This is a genomic window from Providencia sp. UF-183, from assembly GCF_058246155.1.
Map to the genome: position 1 here is coordinate 88,595 of NZ_JBSICD010000007.1, position 17,943 is coordinate 106,537.

The 17,943-nt window shown below is 40.1% G+C and carries 20 protein-coding genes and 1 riboswitch; of the genes, 12 read left to right on the forward strand and 8 right to left on the reverse strand.

What is annotated here, in order from left to right:
- Window positions 1–64: 64 nt before the first annotated feature.
- From yebS to AC4IFT_RS08630, 3 genes are all read left to right on the forward strand, one after another.
- On the forward strand, window positions 65–1,291 hold the full coding sequence (yebS, locus tag AC4IFT_RS08620) for a membrane integrity lipid transport subunit YebS (protein WP_490751102.1): 1,227 nt from the start codon (window positions 65–67) through the stop codon (window positions 1,289–1,291).
- Complete coding sequence (locus AC4IFT_RS08625; RefSeq protein ID WP_490730775.1) at window positions 1,266–3,605, forward strand: PqiB family protein; 2,340 nt, start codon at window positions 1,266–1,268, stop codon at window positions 3,603–3,605. Before yebS ends, AC4IFT_RS08625 begins: the two co-directional genes overlap by 26 nt.
- Window positions 3,606–3,752: 147 nt before the next feature.
- The gene (locus AC4IFT_RS08630; RefSeq protein ID WP_206086170.1) at window positions 3,753–3,986 is read left to right on the forward strand and encodes a DUF1480 family protein; all 234 of its coding nucleotides are present in this window, start codon (window positions 3,753–3,755) and stop codon (window positions 3,984–3,986) included.
- A gap of 424 nt (window positions 3,987–4,410) precedes the next feature.
- Here the strand turns inward: AC4IFT_RS08630 and AC4IFT_RS08635 are convergent, their stop codons facing one another.
- From AC4IFT_RS08635 to ftnA, 4 genes are all read right to left on the reverse strand, one after another.
- A complete protein-coding gene (locus AC4IFT_RS08635) occupies window positions 4,411–4,758 on the reverse strand; it encodes a DUF2511 domain-containing protein (protein ID WP_490751103.1) in 348 nt (115 codons plus the stop codon).
- A 65-nt stretch (window positions 4,759–4,823) separates the two neighbouring features.
- Entirely contained in the window at window positions 4,824–5,720 is an 897-nt protein-coding gene (gene copD, locus AC4IFT_RS08640; RefSeq protein WP_490751104.1) for a copper homeostasis membrane protein CopD, read from the reverse strand.
- 1 nt (window position 5,721) lies between these two features.
- Window positions 5,722–6,108 (reverse strand): CopC domain-containing protein YobA, encoded by a 387-nt coding sequence (yobA, locus tag AC4IFT_RS08645; protein ID WP_490730781.1) that lies wholly within the window; start codon window positions 6,106–6,108, stop codon window positions 5,722–5,724.
- 238 nt (window positions 6,109–6,346) lie between these two features.
- Window positions 6,347–6,850: a non-heme ferritin gene (ftnA, locus tag AC4IFT_RS08650; protein WP_490730783.1), complete on the reverse strand. Its 504-nt coding sequence runs from the start codon at window positions 6,848–6,850 to the stop codon at window positions 6,347–6,349.
- Between the two features lie 294 nt (window positions 6,851–7,144).
- On the opposite strand from ftnA, the gene AC4IFT_RS08655 reads away from it, so the two are divergent.
- On the forward strand, window positions 7,145–7,375 hold the full coding sequence (locus AC4IFT_RS08655) for a DNA polymerase III subunit theta (protein WP_206086175.1): 231 nt from the start codon (window positions 7,145–7,147) through the stop codon (window positions 7,373–7,375).
- Window positions 7,376–7,436: 61 nt separating this feature from the next.
- Here AC4IFT_RS08655 and yebF read toward each other — a convergent pair whose 3' ends face one another.
- Together yebF and AC4IFT_RS08665 are read right to left on the reverse strand one after the other, a co-directional pair.
- On the reverse strand, window positions 7,437–7,802 hold the full coding sequence (gene yebF, locus AC4IFT_RS08660) for a protein YebF (RefSeq protein ID WP_490730785.1): 366 nt from the start codon (window positions 7,800–7,802) through the stop codon (window positions 7,437–7,439).
- 192 nt (window positions 7,803–7,994) lie between these two features.
- Window positions 7,995–8,174, reverse strand: coding sequence for a YoaH family protein (locus tag AC4IFT_RS08665; RefSeq protein ID WP_219247663.1), 180 nt, complete (start codon window positions 8,172–8,174; stop codon window positions 7,995–7,997).
- Between the two features lie 123 nt (window positions 8,175–8,297).
- Between AC4IFT_RS08665 and pabB the strand changes: the two genes are divergently transcribed.
- The 8 genes from pabB (at window position 8,298) to mntP (ending at window position 16,700) form a co-directional block, all read left to right on the forward strand.
- The gene (gene pabB / locus AC4IFT_RS08670; RefSeq protein ID WP_490751105.1) at window positions 8,298–9,677 is read left to right on the forward strand and encodes an aminodeoxychorismate synthase component 1; all 1,380 of its coding nucleotides are present in this window, start codon (window positions 8,298–8,300) and stop codon (window positions 9,675–9,677) included.
- Window positions 9,661–10,221: a CoA pyrophosphatase gene (locus AC4IFT_RS08675; RefSeq protein WP_490730789.1), complete on the forward strand. Its 561-nt coding sequence runs from the start codon at window positions 9,661–9,663 to the stop codon at window positions 10,219–10,221. Before pabB ends, AC4IFT_RS08675 begins: the two co-directional genes overlap by 17 nt.
- A 278-nt stretch (window positions 10,222–10,499) precedes the next feature.
- Complete coding sequence (locus AC4IFT_RS08680) at window positions 10,500–11,864, forward strand: L-serine ammonia-lyase (RefSeq protein ID WP_490730791.1); 1,365 nt, start codon at window positions 10,500–10,502, stop codon at window positions 11,862–11,864.
- A gap of 652 nt (window positions 11,865–12,516) precedes the next feature.
- Window positions 12,517–13,482, forward strand: a complete 966-nt coding sequence (gene manX, locus AC4IFT_RS08685) for a PTS mannose transporter subunit IIAB (protein ID WP_490730793.1) — start codon at window positions 12,517–12,519, stop codon at window positions 13,480–13,482.
- A gap of 82 nt (window positions 13,483–13,564) precedes the next feature.
- Window positions 13,565–14,365 (forward strand): PTS mannose/fructose/sorbose transporter subunit IIC, encoded by an 801-nt coding sequence (locus AC4IFT_RS08690; RefSeq protein ID WP_219247653.1) that lies wholly within the window; start codon window positions 13,565–13,567, stop codon window positions 14,363–14,365.
- Window positions 14,366–14,378: 13 nt separating this feature from the next.
- A complete protein-coding gene (locus AC4IFT_RS08695) occupies window positions 14,379–15,230 on the forward strand; it encodes a PTS mannose transporter subunit IID (protein ID WP_490730795.1) in 852 nt (283 codons plus the stop codon).
- A gap of 89 nt (window positions 15,231–15,319) precedes the next feature.
- Window positions 15,320–15,778, forward strand: coding sequence for a DUF986 family protein (locus tag AC4IFT_RS08700; protein ID WP_490730797.1), 459 nt, complete (start codon window positions 15,320–15,322; stop codon window positions 15,776–15,778).
- Window positions 15,779–15,929: 151 nt separating this feature from the next.
- Window positions 15,930–16,118, forward strand: a riboswitch (yybP-ykoY riboswitch).
- Entirely contained in the window at window positions 16,119–16,700 is a 582-nt protein-coding gene (gene mntP, locus AC4IFT_RS08705; protein ID WP_490730799.1) for a manganese efflux pump MntP, read from the forward strand.
- A gap of 42 nt (window positions 16,701–16,742) precedes the next feature.
- On the opposite strand, the gene rlmA is transcribed toward mntP, so the two are convergent.
- Window positions 16,743–17,567, reverse strand: a complete 825-nt coding sequence (gene rlmA / locus AC4IFT_RS08710) for a 23S rRNA (guanine(745)-N(1))-methyltransferase (RefSeq protein ID WP_490751173.1) — start codon at window positions 17,565–17,567, stop codon at window positions 16,743–16,745.
- 106 nt (window positions 17,568–17,673) lie between these two features.
- On the reverse strand, window positions 17,674–17,874 hold the full coding sequence (locus tag AC4IFT_RS08715) for an acid-shock protein (protein WP_219247645.1): 201 nt from the start codon (window positions 17,872–17,874) through the stop codon (window positions 17,674–17,676).
- Window positions 17,875–17,943 lie beyond the last annotated feature (69 nt).

Consider the following 17,943-nt stretch of genomic DNA (forward strand, 5'->3'; position numbering starts at 1 on the left):
GTCACTTTGAGGTAAATTTTTTTACACTAGATTACATCTAGGCAAAACCCTAAAATGAGCAAATATGAATCACATTAATCATACTGACTTGATTTTGCAACGTTGTAGTCACTGCAATCAAAAAATTTATACGCCGCCATTTAGCCCGCGGCAGGTGATTATTTGCCCACGGTGCGCCTCTCAACTCAATGACGGCCGTTCATGGTCATTAAGTCGACTGTCTATTCTTGCCATTACACTGCTAATGCTTGCACCCATTGCATTTTGGCAGCCCCTGATATCGATTCATCTATTAGGCAGTCAAATCAATGCCAACGTTATAGAAGGTATTCGCTTAATCAATCAACAAGGTGATCCTATAACTGCCAGTATAGTGGCTTTTTGTGCGATTGCCGCTCCGTTACTGCTACCAATTTTAATTTTGTCGTTACTGATTGGCCAAAAAATCGGGTTAAACCTTAGGCCTATTTTGTTGGTTTTAAGCCATATTAAAGAATGGGTTATGCTCGATGTTTACCTAATTGCACTGGGTATCGCCGCTATCAAAATGCAAGATTACGCCAGCGTATTTATCGGCCATGGCTTGATTGCCTTTATCACAATGTCTATTTTGAGTCTGTTGATCCTCATCCACATGAACCTTGATGTGCTATGGAAAACCTTTTATCCCATCGAAGAAAAAGGTTCGCAAGCAAATGCAATCACCTGCACAGCCTGCCATTACACTGCCCCGCCAAATAAATACGGCAAGTGCCAGCGTTGTCATCGCCCTGTGCAATATCGGGATCCTTATAGTTTACAAAAAACGTGGGCCGCACTGATTGCTGCCATGGTGTTGCTATTTCCTGCTAACCTAATGCCCATTTCCATTTTTTACTTAAATGGGCAACGGTTAGAAGATACCATTTACTCAGGTGTTGTCTCGCTAATCGATTCGGGTAACTGGCCGATTGCACTTATTGTTTTCATTGCCAGTATCTTAGTCCCGTTTATTAAAATTATTATCATGATTTTGTTGCTATTTTCGATTCATCTTAACAGCAAAACTGACCCCATCTTACGCATGAAACTGCTGAAGTTTGTTTCATGGATTGGTCGTTGGTCAATGTTAGATTTGTTTGTCATTGCACTGATGATGACACTCGTTAACCGAGAACAATTAATGTCCTTTACTATGGGCCCTGCCGCGCTTTATTTTGGCACTGCCGTGATTCTAACGATTTTAGCCGTTGAATGGCTAGACAGCCGTTTAATTTGGGATTCTTATGGAAAAACAAAACCCACAAAATGAACCTTCTGATGACGTTGCAGAAGCCATACAACGCAGGCGTGCGCGTATTTCGCCTTTTTGGTTGCTCCCCTTAGTTGCTATCTTTATTGCAGGGTGGTTATTATTCCAACATTGGGTCGAGCGTGGCACAGATATTACCATTGAATTTACCTCAGCTCCCGGAGTGGTGGCGAATCGTACCCCTATTCGATACCAAGGTGTCGAAGTGGGTTTAGTCCAATCGGTAGCAATCAGTAAAGATATGAAAAATATCATTGTCACTGCCAGTATCAACAAAGATATGCGTTCGGCATTGAATTCAGGGACTAAGTTTTGGCTGGTGACACCAAAAGCCTCACTTGCAGGTATTTCGGGACTCGATGCGCTTGTCGGCGGTAACTATATTGGCATGTTGCCAAGTACAGGTTCTGAACAGTTTTCTTTTGTCGCACAAGACACGCCTCCGCAGCAAAATATTGACCAAGGAGAGCTGCTCATACACCTTGCGGCTCCTGACTTAGGTTCATTAAATGAAAACTCGCCTATTTACTATCGCAAAGTCCCCGTTGGTCATATTTCAGGCTACACCGTTTTACCTGATAACCAAGGTGTGACCATCTCCGCTATCGTGCAAAAACGCTATGCAAATTTAGTTCGCAAAGACAGCCAGTTTTGGAATGTCTCTGGTTTACAAGGCAGTTTCGACCTAAAGTCTGGCGCAAATGTTAAAATGGAAAGCCTTTCTGCGGTGATTAATGGTGCGGTTGCATTTGACTCCCCAGAAAACAGCCCACAAGCCGAAGAAGGTCAATCGTTTGTCTTGCAAAGTAGTTCCGATGTGGCTAATGAAGCAAAGCAAAACGCAAAATCACCACTAAAATTAACCTTATGGGCTCATGACACCTTTGGTGTCAATCAAGGGCAACCCATTGTTTACCGAGGCATTCAAATTGGCGAAGTGTTACAGCGTCACTTAAATACCGATAAAGTTGACTTTAATATTGCGATTTATGATGAATATCGCCATTTAGTCCGTGCAGATAGCAAGTTTGTGGCGAATAGCCGCGTTGATGTGCAATTAGGGTTAAATGGCCTTCAGTTTCAAGGGGCGACGCCACAGGAGTGGCTTGATGGTGGGGTTCATTTAATTGCAGGTAGTAGCCAAGAAAAACTCCCTGTAACATTCCCACTCTATCGCAGTGACGAAAATGCCAAAGCGGGTATCCTTGGTGTTTCACCACCAACAACAATTACACTCAATGCAGCAACACTACCCGATATCCAAACAGGCTCAGTGGTGCTTTATCGTCAATTTTCTGTTGGAAAAATTATTGCTATTAAACCGACAAAATCGGGATTTGCCATTGATGTCAATATATCCAGTGAATACCGTCATCTCCTCACAGATAACAGTGTTTTCTGGGCCGAAGGTGGCGCAAAAGTCGAACTCAACAGTAATGGCTTAACCGTTCAGGCTGCCCCGCTCAGCCGCGCAATTAGTGGCGCAATTAGCTTTGATAACTTTGATAGCTCCACGGGCAATAAAGCTCGTCAGCATACATTGTACCCCAACGAAACCGCGGCAAAAGCCATAGGCAGTGTCGTAACATTAACCACCTTTGATGCTTCAAAGCTTTCTGAAGGTATGCCAATTCGTTATTTAGGCATTAATATCGGCCAGATTGAATCCTTAAAGCTCTCGGCAGATAAACGCGAGGTGCAAGCGAAAGCAATCCTCTATCCTGATTATGTGAACACTTTTACCAAATTAGGTAGTCGTTTTGCCGTTGTCACACCTGAACTATCCCCTGCTGGCTTAAACAATTTAGATAGCTTGCTCCAACCTTACATTAGTGCCGAACCTGGCCGCAGTAATAAAAACCGTTACCAATTTGAATTGCAAGCCGCCAATATTACTGATTCACGTTATTTAGATGGCCTGACTGTTTACCTAGATGCTACTGACGTTGGGTCTATCCAAGTAGGAACACCTCTTTTATTTAGAGGGTTAGAAGTTGGCGTCGTGACAGGTTTATATTTGGGAGAGCTTTCCGATCGTGTTTATGTTGCTACCCGTATCGGTAAAGAATATCAATATCTGGTGCGTGATAATACCCAATTTTGGTTATCTTCTGGCTTCAATCTTTCCTTTGGTTTAACGGGAGGCGTTGTTAAAAGTGGGACATTTAAGCAATTTGTACGCGGTGGTATTGTGTTTGCAACCCCACCAACAGTGCCATTAGCCCCTAATGCTAAGCCCGAACAGCACTTCATTCTAAAATTAGAGCCGCCTAGCGATTATTTGGAATGGGGAACGGCTATTCCAAAAAAATAACCTCTACAAAGGTGCTTGTTAACATAACAATGCACCTTTTTCTTTTCACTCATTGAAAATTTATTTTGGAAATAGATTCCATTTATACTATGCTTAATTTCGTTGGGCTGAATTTATACAGTTAAAATCAATCAATGAGGTGACATTATGTGTATAGTTAAATTGAAAATATCTTCCTATGAAATCAATGATGCTGTTATGGAAACCCATAAAAGCGATACCGTTAGTATCCCCTGCGATTCTGATACCGATTTTTGCATGCAATTAGATGGTTGGGATGAACACACGAGTATCCCTGCAACAATTGATGAGAAACCAGTGTTGTTGTATCGCCACCGTTATGACAAAGAAAACCATCATTGGGTCATGAAAGTTGCTTAGTCGTTTATTGGGCAATAGTGTGATTAATACAAAGATGATTGGCTTATTATTGATGGGTCAATATGTGCGAAAGCAAAACAATAGGCAAAAAAAGAGGCCTGGTAGATTCCGATTACCGGGCCTTGGGAAATGGCTCTGGCAGAGCCGTGCGCTAAAATTGCCATTGAGACGTAACAAAGTACACCTTAATACTAGCTTTCAATGCACGTTCTTACCACATTAATTATCAATTATTTTACATATTATTAACACAATTTATTGTTTAATTTTCTAATATTGAACTATTTGTTCAATAGGTTGTGCCTATGTAAGCAATCAACAAAACCTTTCAATCAATTATCTATTTGATATATAACACGCATTTAAATAATCGACCGTTTTTCCCTTCTCTCTTTTTGCAATGATAAAACCGCCATAAAAAGGCCTACTTACTACCACACAATTTCGCAGCTGCTTCTTTTAACGGCAAAACACGCTCTTCAACACTTTTTGTGGTCTCAATCGGTTTGAGTAATACATCGATTGGTTGGCCTTTAATTTCTTTATTATCCATTTGGGTTGCTGCGATATCATTTAATGGGTACTGCATTAACGTAGCTGGGTTGATCACCACCAGCGCACCATTACTGCGACACTCCAACATCACCTCTTCACGTGTAAATGGCCAATCATCGCCAAATTGTTTTTTACTAACGGATGTTAAAGGCGCAGCAATAGCCGCGCTAATTGTCCCGCCAACCAATAATAAGCAAATAATGAGTTTAGATTTCATTGAAATGACCTTGTTAAACGAATGAGATAATAAGCCGCTATTATCAAATAAATAGAGTGGTTTTGCTACACAGGTTGATACGTGGCAAAAATGGCTACTGCTAAAATTGCCATTGTGCCAAGCAATAATTCGACCCAACTATTGATGATCAGGTAATTGACTTGCCCTTTTTGCTTGATCCTTGGCACGATATAATAGCGATTAATTGATGCTAGCATCATCATTCCCATGACCAATATAATCTTAAACCAAAGCAGCGATTGATATTCTGAACCTGAATAGACCATCGGCCATTGTGGTAAGATGCTTATTGCGCTAATAACACCAGTGATGACCACCAAAACGACTGCGACGTGCCCATAACGCGAGAACCGCTTCATTGTCTTAATAATTTGTGCATCCATTCCTGCGACAAGTTCACGTTTATTACGCAAAAACTGTATGCAGATTAAAAATGGCCATAAGCCCCCAAACCAATAGGCTGAACTAATAAGATGAACAAATTGATTAAAGCGATAAAGCGCACCAGTAATGCCATCTTGCATCGCAGCATGGCCGATAAGTGCGTGTAACCCAAGAAGAATAATAGATAGAATTAAAATAAGGTGCAGGCGGATCTTGATGGATTTAACAAGCAAAACCACCAATAAAATCACCGAGAATAGAAGTTCCCAACGCCAAATTTGGCCAAATGATGTCCCGAGCACACCCTGCCAAATATCCCAATCCGTCGCGTCCTCCCAGCCATCGCCCATTAAACCCGCTTGTGCTAGCATCCAGCCAAAAGAGGTCACAATGGTGATAACAGCACAGAAGTTAATCCCTTTATTCAAATAACGACTAATTAAATAGCTAAATTGCCCGCAACTGAGCAACGCCGCAAATATTGACATTCCACACATCAATATTGCAGCGATAAAATGAATAAAACGAATTAAGGTATAAAACGCTTCAAGTGACATATTATTTCACTGTAAAGCTATAGGTCCCTTTGGTTTTGTGACCATCAACAGAAACAACACTCCAGTTAACATCGTATTTGCCTGAAGTCAGTTTATCTTCAACTGGCACAATCACTTTAGTGTCATTGTTAGGGTCTAACGCTGCTTTCCCTGTTTTGATAATGTTTTTTTCAGGGCCAATGATAGACACCTTTGTAAAGTTAACCTCAATGCCTTCAGAAAAATTTAACGTGATTGACTCAGGTGTTTGCTCAACCGCAGCGCCTTCCGCTGGAAGTTGGTCTTTTAAATGAGCATGGGCAAAAGCTTGTTGGAAAGACATCCCTAAGAAAAGAACAGCAATTGCACTTAATTTGCGCCATGAAGATTTAATATGGGTAATTGGCATAGTAACCTCTTAATTTGCAGGTGAATTTAGAATATTTGCCAATCATTATACGGAAAAAAACGGTTTGTGCCGCTTAAAAACGGGATTTAGGGGCTCATCCTGTGAGTATTCACACAAAATGAAAAGAAAAAGGCTTATGAACATTGAAATTAACCACTTTTGTCCATAAGCCTATTACGGTTTTTATACATCAAATAGAGAGATTACGTTTTAGTAATGACCTATTCACAACACAAAATTAAATGTGCGCTGTTGATGACAGGTTTTTTAAATCTTTATCCAGTAAGAATAGCGCTTTACCAGACTCACCCACCATGTCCAGTTTATCCAACACAGATTTAAATAATTTCTCTTCTTCGTGCTGCTCAGCAACGTACCATTGTAGGAAGTTGAACGTTGAGTAATCTTGTGTTGTCATCGCTAAGTGCGCTAGTTTGTTAATTTCACGCGTAATTAATTGCTCGTGCTCATACGTTTGATTAAAAACATCTGAAATAGATTTAAAATCAACAGGTGGTGCCGCAATTTGACCTAATAGTGGCAGAGCCCCTGTATCGCTAAGGTAATCAAACAAACGCTGCATATGTTCCATTTCTTCTTGAGAATGTGCTTTTAAAAAAGCAGCCGCGCCTTCGTAGCCTTTATCGCTACACCACGCACTCATTTGCAAATAAAGGTTCGCAGAGTAAAACTCAAGATTTAATTGTTCGTTTAATTTTTTGACCATATCAGTAGTTAACATATTTTTTACCTTAATGTTTAAATATTCCTGAAGCTATTATGCACAGTATTACAATAATTAAAACCCCAAAACATTCTGAAAACAAAAAAATCCAATTTACTGATTATTAATAACTTTTGTTAAAAACAATAATAATCAATCTCATTATCTTTCACTGTTTTCAAAGTTATTAATTAAATATAAAACTATATTATTTTAGTTATATTTTCACGTTCTTTTCGATAAAGAATTGAGACTTCTTCTCATTTAATCGCTACAATATTCCTAAGTTCCATTATGTGATAGAGAATTAATATGAGCCACAATCTTGCTTTATTACCCAAAGATGAAATGGATAAAGTTAACGTTGACTTATTGGCATCTGGCGTTGCATTCAAAGAACGCTATAACATCGCCATTCTTGCCGATGCTGTTGAGCGGGAGCAACCCGAACATTTGAGGGAGTATTTTAGAGAACGGCTGGTTTATTACCGTCAGTTATCACAAAATTTCTCACGGTTACCGTACGAACCGAGAAATCGTTAAGAAAAAAGAGGGGATAACCCTCTTTTCAATTTTTCAATGCAAACAGCTGAATACTGCTGAATTATTTAGACGTGTTATACGTTACAGTATTATTTTGACAATCCACTGAAACAGAATAATGCAGATCAGATTTTGAACCTCGAACGACTAACGGGATGGTATATCCTGTATCTGTCTTCGTAACCTCATTATCATTAACCCAAGCGACAGCTTTTTTACCTAATGCGGCTTTTTCTTCTGTCCAGCGCGGTAAACGATTATGCATAAAATCACTTTTAACCTGAGCCGCAATTTGTGGCTCAGTTAGTGCACCACAGCTCACAAACGGTGCAGCCTTACCTTCATCCTTGTTAACACTTAGTGCGAAAGAACTAAAAACAAGAGCGCACGTCCCTAAAGCAATAGCAATTTTTTTATTCGCTTCCATACTCTCCCCCGATACCTAATTGTTAGGTAAAGATTTTTGATTAGTTTTGCTGCCTATTTAAGCCTATAAGAAGGTGTTAAATTTGCGCGTTATCTGTAAGTTATTTTCTAACGACATTGATAAACAGAATGACTTAACTAATATTAATCTATCAGATTCATGTATGGATGTTAATAGTATGTTTACTTATTATTAATTTTCATCGTCAAAACGAACATGTATTTGCTCTTTGCCTTGATGTTTCTCACGAATTTCTTGTGCAACGAGTGCAATAGCTTCGCCACTACTCATACCGTCAGCCATTAATTGGTGAATTTTTTCTACCGCTTCTTGCTGTTCTTCATGATTAAGTGCAGGGATCCCTGATAACATGGTTTAAACCTCATTCATAAAAGACTAAAATCAATAATTAAGATTTTAACATCTCTTCGATTATTAAGATAAGAGTATCTGTTAGTCAGCTAGAATCACTTGCGAAAAAGTAAACTTATCACCATGATTATTAATAAAATTCAGTTACCTTATAGCCCAACTGCGGCAATTGATTATTTTACGCCCCTCGCTCACCAACCTTGGGCGATGCTACTGCATTCAGGCAATGCGAAACACTCACATAACCGGTTTGATATTATTGTAGCTGATCCCATTACAACACTCATAACTTATCAGACACAGACAACAATTACTGAACAGAATCAAGAACCTATTATTTCTGAAGCATCACCATTCGCCCTGCTTCAAGCACAACTTGATAAGCACCATGCAAACCAAATATTGGATAACACATTGCCATTTAATGGTGGCGCTCTCGGTATTTGGAGCTATGACCTTGGACGCCGTATTGAAATAATCCCTGAAATCGCGAAAACTGAATTAACATTTCCCGATATGGCCGTAGGTATCTATTTATGGGCGCTGATTGTTGATCACCAAGACAAAACCGTCACATTAATTAGCCATGAAGATGCCGAGGCGCGTTTAACTTGGCTGCAAAGCCAGAAAACGCCACGCAAAAATAAGTTTAAGCTCAATACACCTTGGCACTCCAATATGACTGAAGATGAGTACCAGCAAAATATTGCACGTATTCATGAATATTTGCGTAATGGCGACTGTTATCAAATTAATCTGGCGCAGCGCTTTAAAGCCAAATATAAAGGAGATGAATGGAATGCGTTCCTAGCATTACTTGAAACGAATGGCGCCCCATTCTCTTCCTTTATACGTCTACCGGAAAATGCTGTGATTAGCATTTCTCCTGAACGCTTTATTTTGTTACAAGACGGCGATATCCAAACACGCCCGATTAAAGGCACACTTCCGCGTTTAGAGGATAAGCAAGAAGATTTAGCGCAAGCTGATAAACTGGCTAACTCCCCTAAAGACCGTGCAGAAAACCTAATGATTGTCGATTTATTGCGCAATGATATCGGCCGTGTTGCTAAACCGGGAACGGTTAAGGTGCCAGAATTGTTTGTGGTTGAACCATTCCCCGCCGTTCACCACTTGGTCAGCACTATCACGGCAAGATTAGACAGCCCTTACCAAGCCACCGATTTATTGCAAGCTTGCTTCCCTGGTGGGTCCATTACAGGGGCGCCAAAAATTCGTGCGATGGAAATTATTGAAGAATTAGAACCTCATCGCCGACATGGATATTGTGGTGCAATAGGCTATATTAGTTTTTGTGGCAATATGGACACTAACATTTCTATCCGAACTTTATTGACCTATAAAAAACAGATTTACTGTTGGGCAGGCGGTGGTATTGTGGCAGATAGCCAAGCGGATAAAGAATACCAAGAAACTTTCGACAAATTGAGCCTTATTCTACCTTTATTAGGAGCGTTAAATTCGGATGACCGAGCTGAATAACTTTATCAACCGTTTTCAGTTTACTTTACCGGCAACCCGTCAGGCACAGCGCCAGACGGGGAAATCGGCTGCGGTTTTATTACCGATTATTAATAAACCTAACCCAACGCTGCTGCTAACCCAGCGCTCCCCATTTTTACGTTCTCATGCAGGGCAAGTGGCCTTTCCGGGTGGAGCAAAAGATCCCGAAGATGGTTCATTAATTCACACTGCGCTGCGTGAAACTTTTGAAGAAGTCGCCATCCCACCTGAAAAAGTGAAGGTGCTGGGCCAGCTTGCACCACTGCAAAGTTATGGGGGTTATGAAGTCACTCCTATTGTTGGTTTGCTACCTGCCAATATTCAATATCAAGCAAACCCAAGTGAGGTTGCCTCCATTTTCGAAGTTCCACTCTTTGACGCATTGTCATTGCGACAACACAAATATGTGGATATCAAACGTTCAGGCCGTGAAAATCGGATTTTTTTCTATTGGTATAACGGCCATCTCGTTTGGGGTTTGACGGCTTCTATTCTACACCAATTGGCATTACAATTAGATTAGCGTTGACAACATAAATCACTATATAAAATTAATTTTTCAAACAAAAATTTCCCACTAACTTTTATCTGCTTCCCTATCATTCCTAATTTTATGAATGTGACTGTATAAATTTAAAGCAAAACACAAGCAGATTGTGCTATTTACAATCAATTATTCCTAAGCAACTACCTTATTTCAAAAAATACTTTAAACTTACTGGTTAACACTACTAAATAACAGTAAAGTAGCGCCTTTTAAAATAAAGCACTCTATTTTCAACTTTTTTTAAGGAGTCCTACGTGATAAGCGTTTTCGACATGTTTAAAGTGGGCATTGGCCCGTCAAGCTCTCATACCGTTGGTCCAATGAAAGCTGGTAAAGAATTTGTCGATGATTTAGTGAGCAAAAATCTATTGCCTAACGTCACTCGCATTTCTGTTGACGTTTATGGGTCATTATCGCTTACTGGTAAAGGGCACCATACTGATATCGCCATTATTATGGGGCTAGCGGGTAACTTACCTGCCACCGTTGACATTGAATCTATCCCAACTTTTATTAAGACGGTAGAAGACACAGAAAAATTGCCTTTAGCTAATGGTACTCAATTAGTTGATTTTCCACGTGATGGCGGCATGAATTTTCGTCAAGATAACCTTGAGTTACACGAAAATGGCATGACTATTCATGCTTTTGCTGGAAATGATGAAATTTATACCAAAACCTATTATTCAATCGGTGGTGGTTTTATCGTTGATGAAGAGCATTTTGGTCAATCAACTGTTGATAGCAAGCCGGTGTCTTACCCTTTCAATTCAGCAGATGAATTACTGCTAAATTGCAAAAAATCAGGTTTATCAATTTCCAGCCTGATGATGAAAAATGAACTCGACCTTCACTCAAAAGAAGAGATCGACGCATACTTTGCTGATGTCTGGCACACCATGCAAGCATGTATTGAGCGTGGTTTAAATACGGAAGGTGTTCTACCGGGCCCATTACGTGTGCCGCGCCGCGCTCCTGCATTAAACCGTGTGGTGACATCTTCCAGTAAATTATCGAATGACCCAATGAATGTCATTGACCTCATTAATATGTATGCCCTAGCGGTAAATGAGGAAAATGCAGCGGGTGGACGTGTTGTTACTGCACCAACCAACGGTGCATGTGGAATTGTTCCTGCGGTGCTAGCTTATTACAACCACTGCATCGAGCCTGTCACACCTGAACTTTACCTACGTTATTTCTTAGCATCCGGCGCAATTGGTATTCTCTATAAAATGAATGCGTCTATTTCAGGTGCTGAAGTGGGTTGCCAAGGGGAAGTCGGTGTTGCTTGTTCAATGGCTGCCGCAGGCCTAGCGGAATTACTCGGTGGTAGCCCTGAGCAAGTGTGCATCGCCGCTGAGATTGGTATGGAACACAACTTAGGTCTCACGTGTGACCCTGTTGCGGGTCAAGTTCAAGTGCCATGTATCGAACGTAATGCAATTGCCTCCGTCAAAGCGGTGAATGCAGCACGGATGGCTATTCGCAGAACCAGTGAGCCTCGTGTTTCCTTGGATAAAGTCATTGAAACTATGTATGAAACAGGGAAAGACATGAATGCAAAATACCGTGAGACCTCTCGCGGCGGTTTAGCAATCAAAGTCCAATGTGACTAATTAACCTGTTACATCCCTCTAACGCCCTTCTGAACACTGAAGGGCGTTTTTCATTCTCCATCCATGTAATCTTATTCACTTTTATTCACTAACCCTTAGCTTTATCAACAAATTTATTTAATCAATTCTTCACGCTAATTTGTCTACTCATGGAGTATTTCATTTAATTTCGCCAATCAGCACAATCGCAAATTAATACTATTTTATTCTAAAAACATATTTTATTAGCTCACTTCACACTGTATTTATCATACAAAACCGGTTGAATTTTAATCGAAACATCAACGGTAAACATTTTTTTATTCGCCACTTGTTACCGATAACAATAATTTACACTGCAAAATAATTATTTTGCATAATTTAATAGAAACAAACAACAAATAAAAAGTTATTAATCGCAAATTATTAAGTGTTTTTAGGTATATTCTTATTTTTCTGACGCGAAACAAGTTTTTAGGTTAAAACAAAATGATATGCTACAAATGTACTTCATACTAATAATTCAAATAGCTGACTCGTGACCGCCATGAGTAAATTGTAATTATTCAGCTAATATTATGATACAGGGGAAATTGATAAAAAGGAGTCTAACTTTAGTGTCCAATTTATCTACAGATAATATTTCGTTTTATCTATCAATGAGGGAAAAATAGTGAGTATAGCTATTATGATTGGTACCCACGGAGTCGCCGCTGAGCAGCTTCTCCGAACCACCGAAATGTTAATCGGCGAGCAAGATAATGTCTCGTTTATTGACTTTATCCCTGGGGAAAACGCAGACACCCTGTTTGAAAAGTACACACAAAAACTGACTGATTTAGACACCTCTAAAGGGGTGCTATTCCTTGTCGATACTTGGGGAGGTAGCCCATTTAATGCTGCTAGCCGTATTGTGAATGAGCACGATAATTATGACATTATCACCGGTGTGAATGTTCCAATGCTGGTTGAAACCTTTATGTGCCGCGATGATAACCCATCTTTGGATGAGCTCATCACCGTTGCATTAGAAACGGGTCGAGGCGGTGTTCGTCCATTTAAATTTAAAGAAGTTGAAGTTCAACCTGCGCCTGTTGCTGCAAGCACCCCACCACCAGCACCAGCTCGAAAAGCGGGTCCCGGTGAGCATATGGTGATTGCCCTTGCCCGTGTTGATGACCGTTTAATTCACGGCCAAGTTGCAACGCGCTGGACAAAAGAAACGCAAGTCAAACGTATTATCGTCGTCAGTGATGAGGTCGCAAAAGACCAAGTCCGTTCGACACTGTTAAAACAAGTTGCGCCTCCTGGGGTTACGGCTCACGTTGTTGACGTTGCAAAATGTGTTCGCGTCTATAACAACCCGAAATATGCAGGTGAGCGCGTGATGTTGTTATTTACTAACCCAACTGATGTTAAGCGTATTGTTGAGGAAGGTGTGGAGGTTAAATCCGTCAATATTGGTGGTATGGCATATCATGAGGGTAAAACTATGGTAACCAATGCGGTTTCCATCAACCAAACTGATATCGATGCCTTTAATTATTTGAATGACAAAAAAATTGAGCTAGAAGTCCGTAAAGTTTCATCTGACAGCAAAGTCTTCATGATGGACTTAATTAATAAGCTCAAAAAATAATGTGTTACCAAACTTTTAATTTTGCTTTTTAAACCATTACTCAAACAGATTTTAAAACTTGTTGGTTACAGGAGATTAAACAATGGAACTTACCGTTGTTCAAATAGTACTGGTTTTTATCGTCGCATGTATCGCCGGTATGGGGTCAATCCTCGATGAATTCCAGTTTCACCGCCCTCTCGTTGCTTGTACGCTTATAGGTATCGTTCTGGGAGACATGAAAACAGGTATCATCATCGGTGGTACGCTGGAGATGATAGCATTAGGTTGGATGAATATCGGTGCGGCTGTTGCACCGGATGCGGCTTTAGCCTCCATCATTTCAACTATCTTAGTTATCGCAGGTGGCCAAAGCATTGGTGCGGGTATTGCCCTAGCAATCCCACTGGCCGCTGCGGGACAAGTATTAACAATCATTGTTCGTACTATCACCGTTGCTTTCCAGCATGCGGCTGACCGTGCTGCTATCAGTGGAAACCTGACATCCCTAAGCATTATTCACGTCAGTGCATTAGTTCTGCAAGCGATGCGTGTTGCTATTCCTGCGCTTATTGTTGCTATTTCTGTTGGTACATCTGAAGTTCAACACTTGTTAAGCTCCATCCCTGAAGTTGTGACCAGCGGTCTGAACATTGCGGGTGGCATGATCGTCGTTGTGGGTTATGCGATGGTTATCAACATGATGCGTGCTGGCTACTTAATGCCGTTCTTCTATTTAGGCTTTGTTACTGCCGCATTTACAGACTTCAACCTTGTTGCCCTCGGTGTCATCGGTGTGGTTATGGCTGTTCTGTATATCCAGCTCAGTCCAAAATACAACAAATCACAAGTTGTTGTCACACAAGGCAATAGCAACAATAACCTTGATAACGAATTAGACTAGGAGGAGCGCAAACATGGTTGATACAACTCAGTCTACAGAGAAAAAACTGACACAGAGCGATATTCGCGGTGTGTTCCTGCGTTCCAACTTATTCCAAGGTTCTTGGAACTTTGAACGGATGCAAGCCCTTGGTTTTTGTTTCTCAATGGTACCGGTTATTCGTCGTCTTTATCCAGAAAACAATGACGATAGAAAACAAGCGATTAAGCGTCACTTAGAGTTCTTTAATACTCACCCATATGTTGCTGCTCCTGTGCTTGGCGTGACGATGGCGATGGAAGAACAACGCGCGAATGGTGCCGACATTGACGATGCTGCGATAAACGGTATCAAAGTCGGTTTGATGGGCCCTTTAGCGGGTGTTGGTGACCCGATATTCTGGGGTACCGTTCGTCCTGTATTCGCAGCATTAGGTGCGGGTATCGCGATGACAGGTAGCTTACTTGGTCCTGTTCTGTTCTTCGTTTTGTTTAACTTAGTTCGCTTATTAACCCGCTATTATGGTGTTGCATACGGATATAAGAAAGGGATTGATATCGTTCAAGATATGGGCGGTGGTTTCCTGCAAAAACTAACGGAGGGAGCATCCATACTCGGTTTATTCGTTATGGGGGCCCTTGTCAATAAATGGACCCATGTGAATATCCCGCTCGAGGTTTCGCGCATTAAAAACCAAACCACGGGTGTTGAAGATATTACGACCGTCCAGATGATCCTCGATCAATTAATGCCGGGATTGGTTCCTCTGCTACTCACATTCGGCTGTATGTGGTTATTACGCCGCAAAGTGAATGCATTGTGGATTATTATTGGCTTCTTCGGTTTAGGTATTTTAGGTGCTTGGCTGAAATTCTTAGCACCATAATTTTTTCTAATATTTAACCAAGGGAGGTTGCAGCCTCCCTTTTTTAATTTTAAGCTTTGTCATATGTTTACTTAGTCAAGGGCGCACCAATGACCTTAAATGATGCCATTCTCGCCATTATCATTTTGATCATGCTTGTATATGCTATTTATGATGAATTTATTCAGCATTTGCTAAAAGGTAAAACGCTATTAAAAATTAACTTAAAACGAAAACATCGCGTTGATGCCATTATTTTTATTGTCTTAATCTGTATCGTTATTTATACAAATATTGTTCGACATGGTAATTTATTAACCACTTACTTATTAATGATTACTATATTTATGTCAGTCTACTTGGCATTTATTAGAACACCTAAGTTATTTTTTAAACAAACTGGTTTTTATTTTGCCAATACTTTTATTTCTTACGATAGAATAAAATCAATGAATTTATCAGAGGATGGTATTCTAATAATAGGGTTAGAGCAAAAGAAAATCCACATTCAAGTCTCACATCTTGATGATTTACAACGTATTTATGAGTTTCTTATTAATCATAAATAAACGTTATATATATTCATGGAAATACTAAGGTTAATTAAAAATATAATTAACCTTTTTTTTCTTATTAACCCAATTGATAATAATTCTCACTACCGTTTAATATCCACAATTAATTAAGTGTTGCCTTTAAAATAAAATGTGGTATCTTTCTTTCCACGTCATTGGGGAGTAGCCTGTTCTGGAAATATATTAATTCCAGAAAGTCCGTATCAACATACTCGTTTGGTTTCAAACGTGGTGCGGACACCATAATCTGGTTGGCAAGACCATAGACACATAAACACACCTTAGGTTGGGGGTAGTTTATGTGTATATGGAAACACCCAACCGAGGTTATGTTATGAGTTTTTACGCTACCCTTGTCTTAGCCCTTGCGCTATCAATGGACGCATTTGCAGTTGCAATTTGCAAAGGTGCCGTCCTACATAAACCCCGTTTTAGAGAAATTCTTCGTACTGGATTCATATTTGGTTTTATTGAAGCCATCACGCCTATTATTGGTTGGGGAATTGGTATTCTCGCTAGCCAATACGTTATTCGTTGGGATCACTGGATTGCATTTGCGTTATTGTTTGTTCTAGGCGCTCGCATGATTTGGCAGAGCCTTAAAACAAAAGATGATGAATGTTGTTCAAAACCCTCAAGCCACAGCTCGACTAGCCTAATCTTTTCAGCAATTGCCACGAGCTTAGATGCGATGGCGATAGGCTTAGGTCTCGCTTTCCTACAAGTGGATATTGTTCATACCGCAATGACCATCGGTTTAATGACCATGATTATGGCAACTATTGGTATGATGATTGGCCGTTATGTAGGACCATTATTAGGAAAAAAAGCAGAAATTATCGGTGGTGTGGTATTAATTGGTATTGGGTTTAATATCCTGTTTGAACACCTCGAATTATTTATGTACGCACCATAAGAGTTTATTGCCCCCTACTTTTCTTAGGGGGCTTTATTAATATTATACGGCTTGATATTGATAAACTCGAATTAAAAAATCTGCCGTATAATTTTTCACTTCAGCTTGCTGCAAATTCTGCTTCACGTCTTCAGACGCTCGCCACGCAAATGGTGTCATTGCTAACAATTCATACGCCTCTTGACCCGTTAGTGCCATCTTATAATTTAATCGGCTTTCATCCATTAATTTAAAATTAGGCAAATCCTCGTCTTTAACGGGGTGCAACTTAACTTCATCATAGATAAGGGCTTTTAATTCTTGCAGATGTTCTGCTGCTGGAGTGACAGTAATTAATATGCCGTTATCGACCAATACTCTGCTTAACTCTTCTGCTTTACAAGGCGCGTAAATACGCACAATTGACCCTAAACTTTTTTCAGGAAAAGGTAAACGGTGGCTAGTGCCGACGCAGAAATTAACTGATTTATAGCGTTTAGCCGCATAACGAATCGCTGCCTTTGACACATCCAAACCAAAAACTTGGATGCCCCCAAATTTATTTTGCAGTGTTTGCCAAAAATAGTCAGTGTAATACCCTTCACCGCAGCCGATATCCAATAGCGATAATTGGTTTGAAGGTAAAAATTGAACTAATTTTTCAGCTACTTGGTCACGCATGGGTTGATAGTGCCCTGCATCAAGGAATTGACGGCGCGCTTGCATCATTTCGGCGCTATCACCAGGATCTTTCGAACGCTTGTGTTGCACAGGCAGTAAATTAACATACCCTTCTTTCGCGCAATCAAATTGGTGATTTGCTTCGCAGCGATAACTATGGTGAGTTTGTAAGAGAGGTGTAAAACAAAGTGGGCATTGATAATTCATAAAGGTCACTGATCGCAAAATAATAGTCAGTATACCATAGAAGCAACGATGCAGCGCCATGGAAAATATCCCATGGCACCGTGACGTTAGCGAAACTTATGACTGATTATTTCGCTGATTTACTTTTTTCAGCACTCTTTTCTTTCGCTGTTTTTTTCTCAACTTTTGCTTTCAGGTGAGATGATTTAGCCGCTTGGTGCGACTGTGCGATAGGTGAAATAGGCTCAGATTTAACGGTTGTATTTGCTAATGCAGCACCAGAAATAGCAAATGATAATACGGTTGCGATTGCGACTAATTTTTTCATTTTTTCTACCTTTAAATTTGATATAAATCTTACATTAAAATACAAAGATAATTGTCACAGATTTTGGGC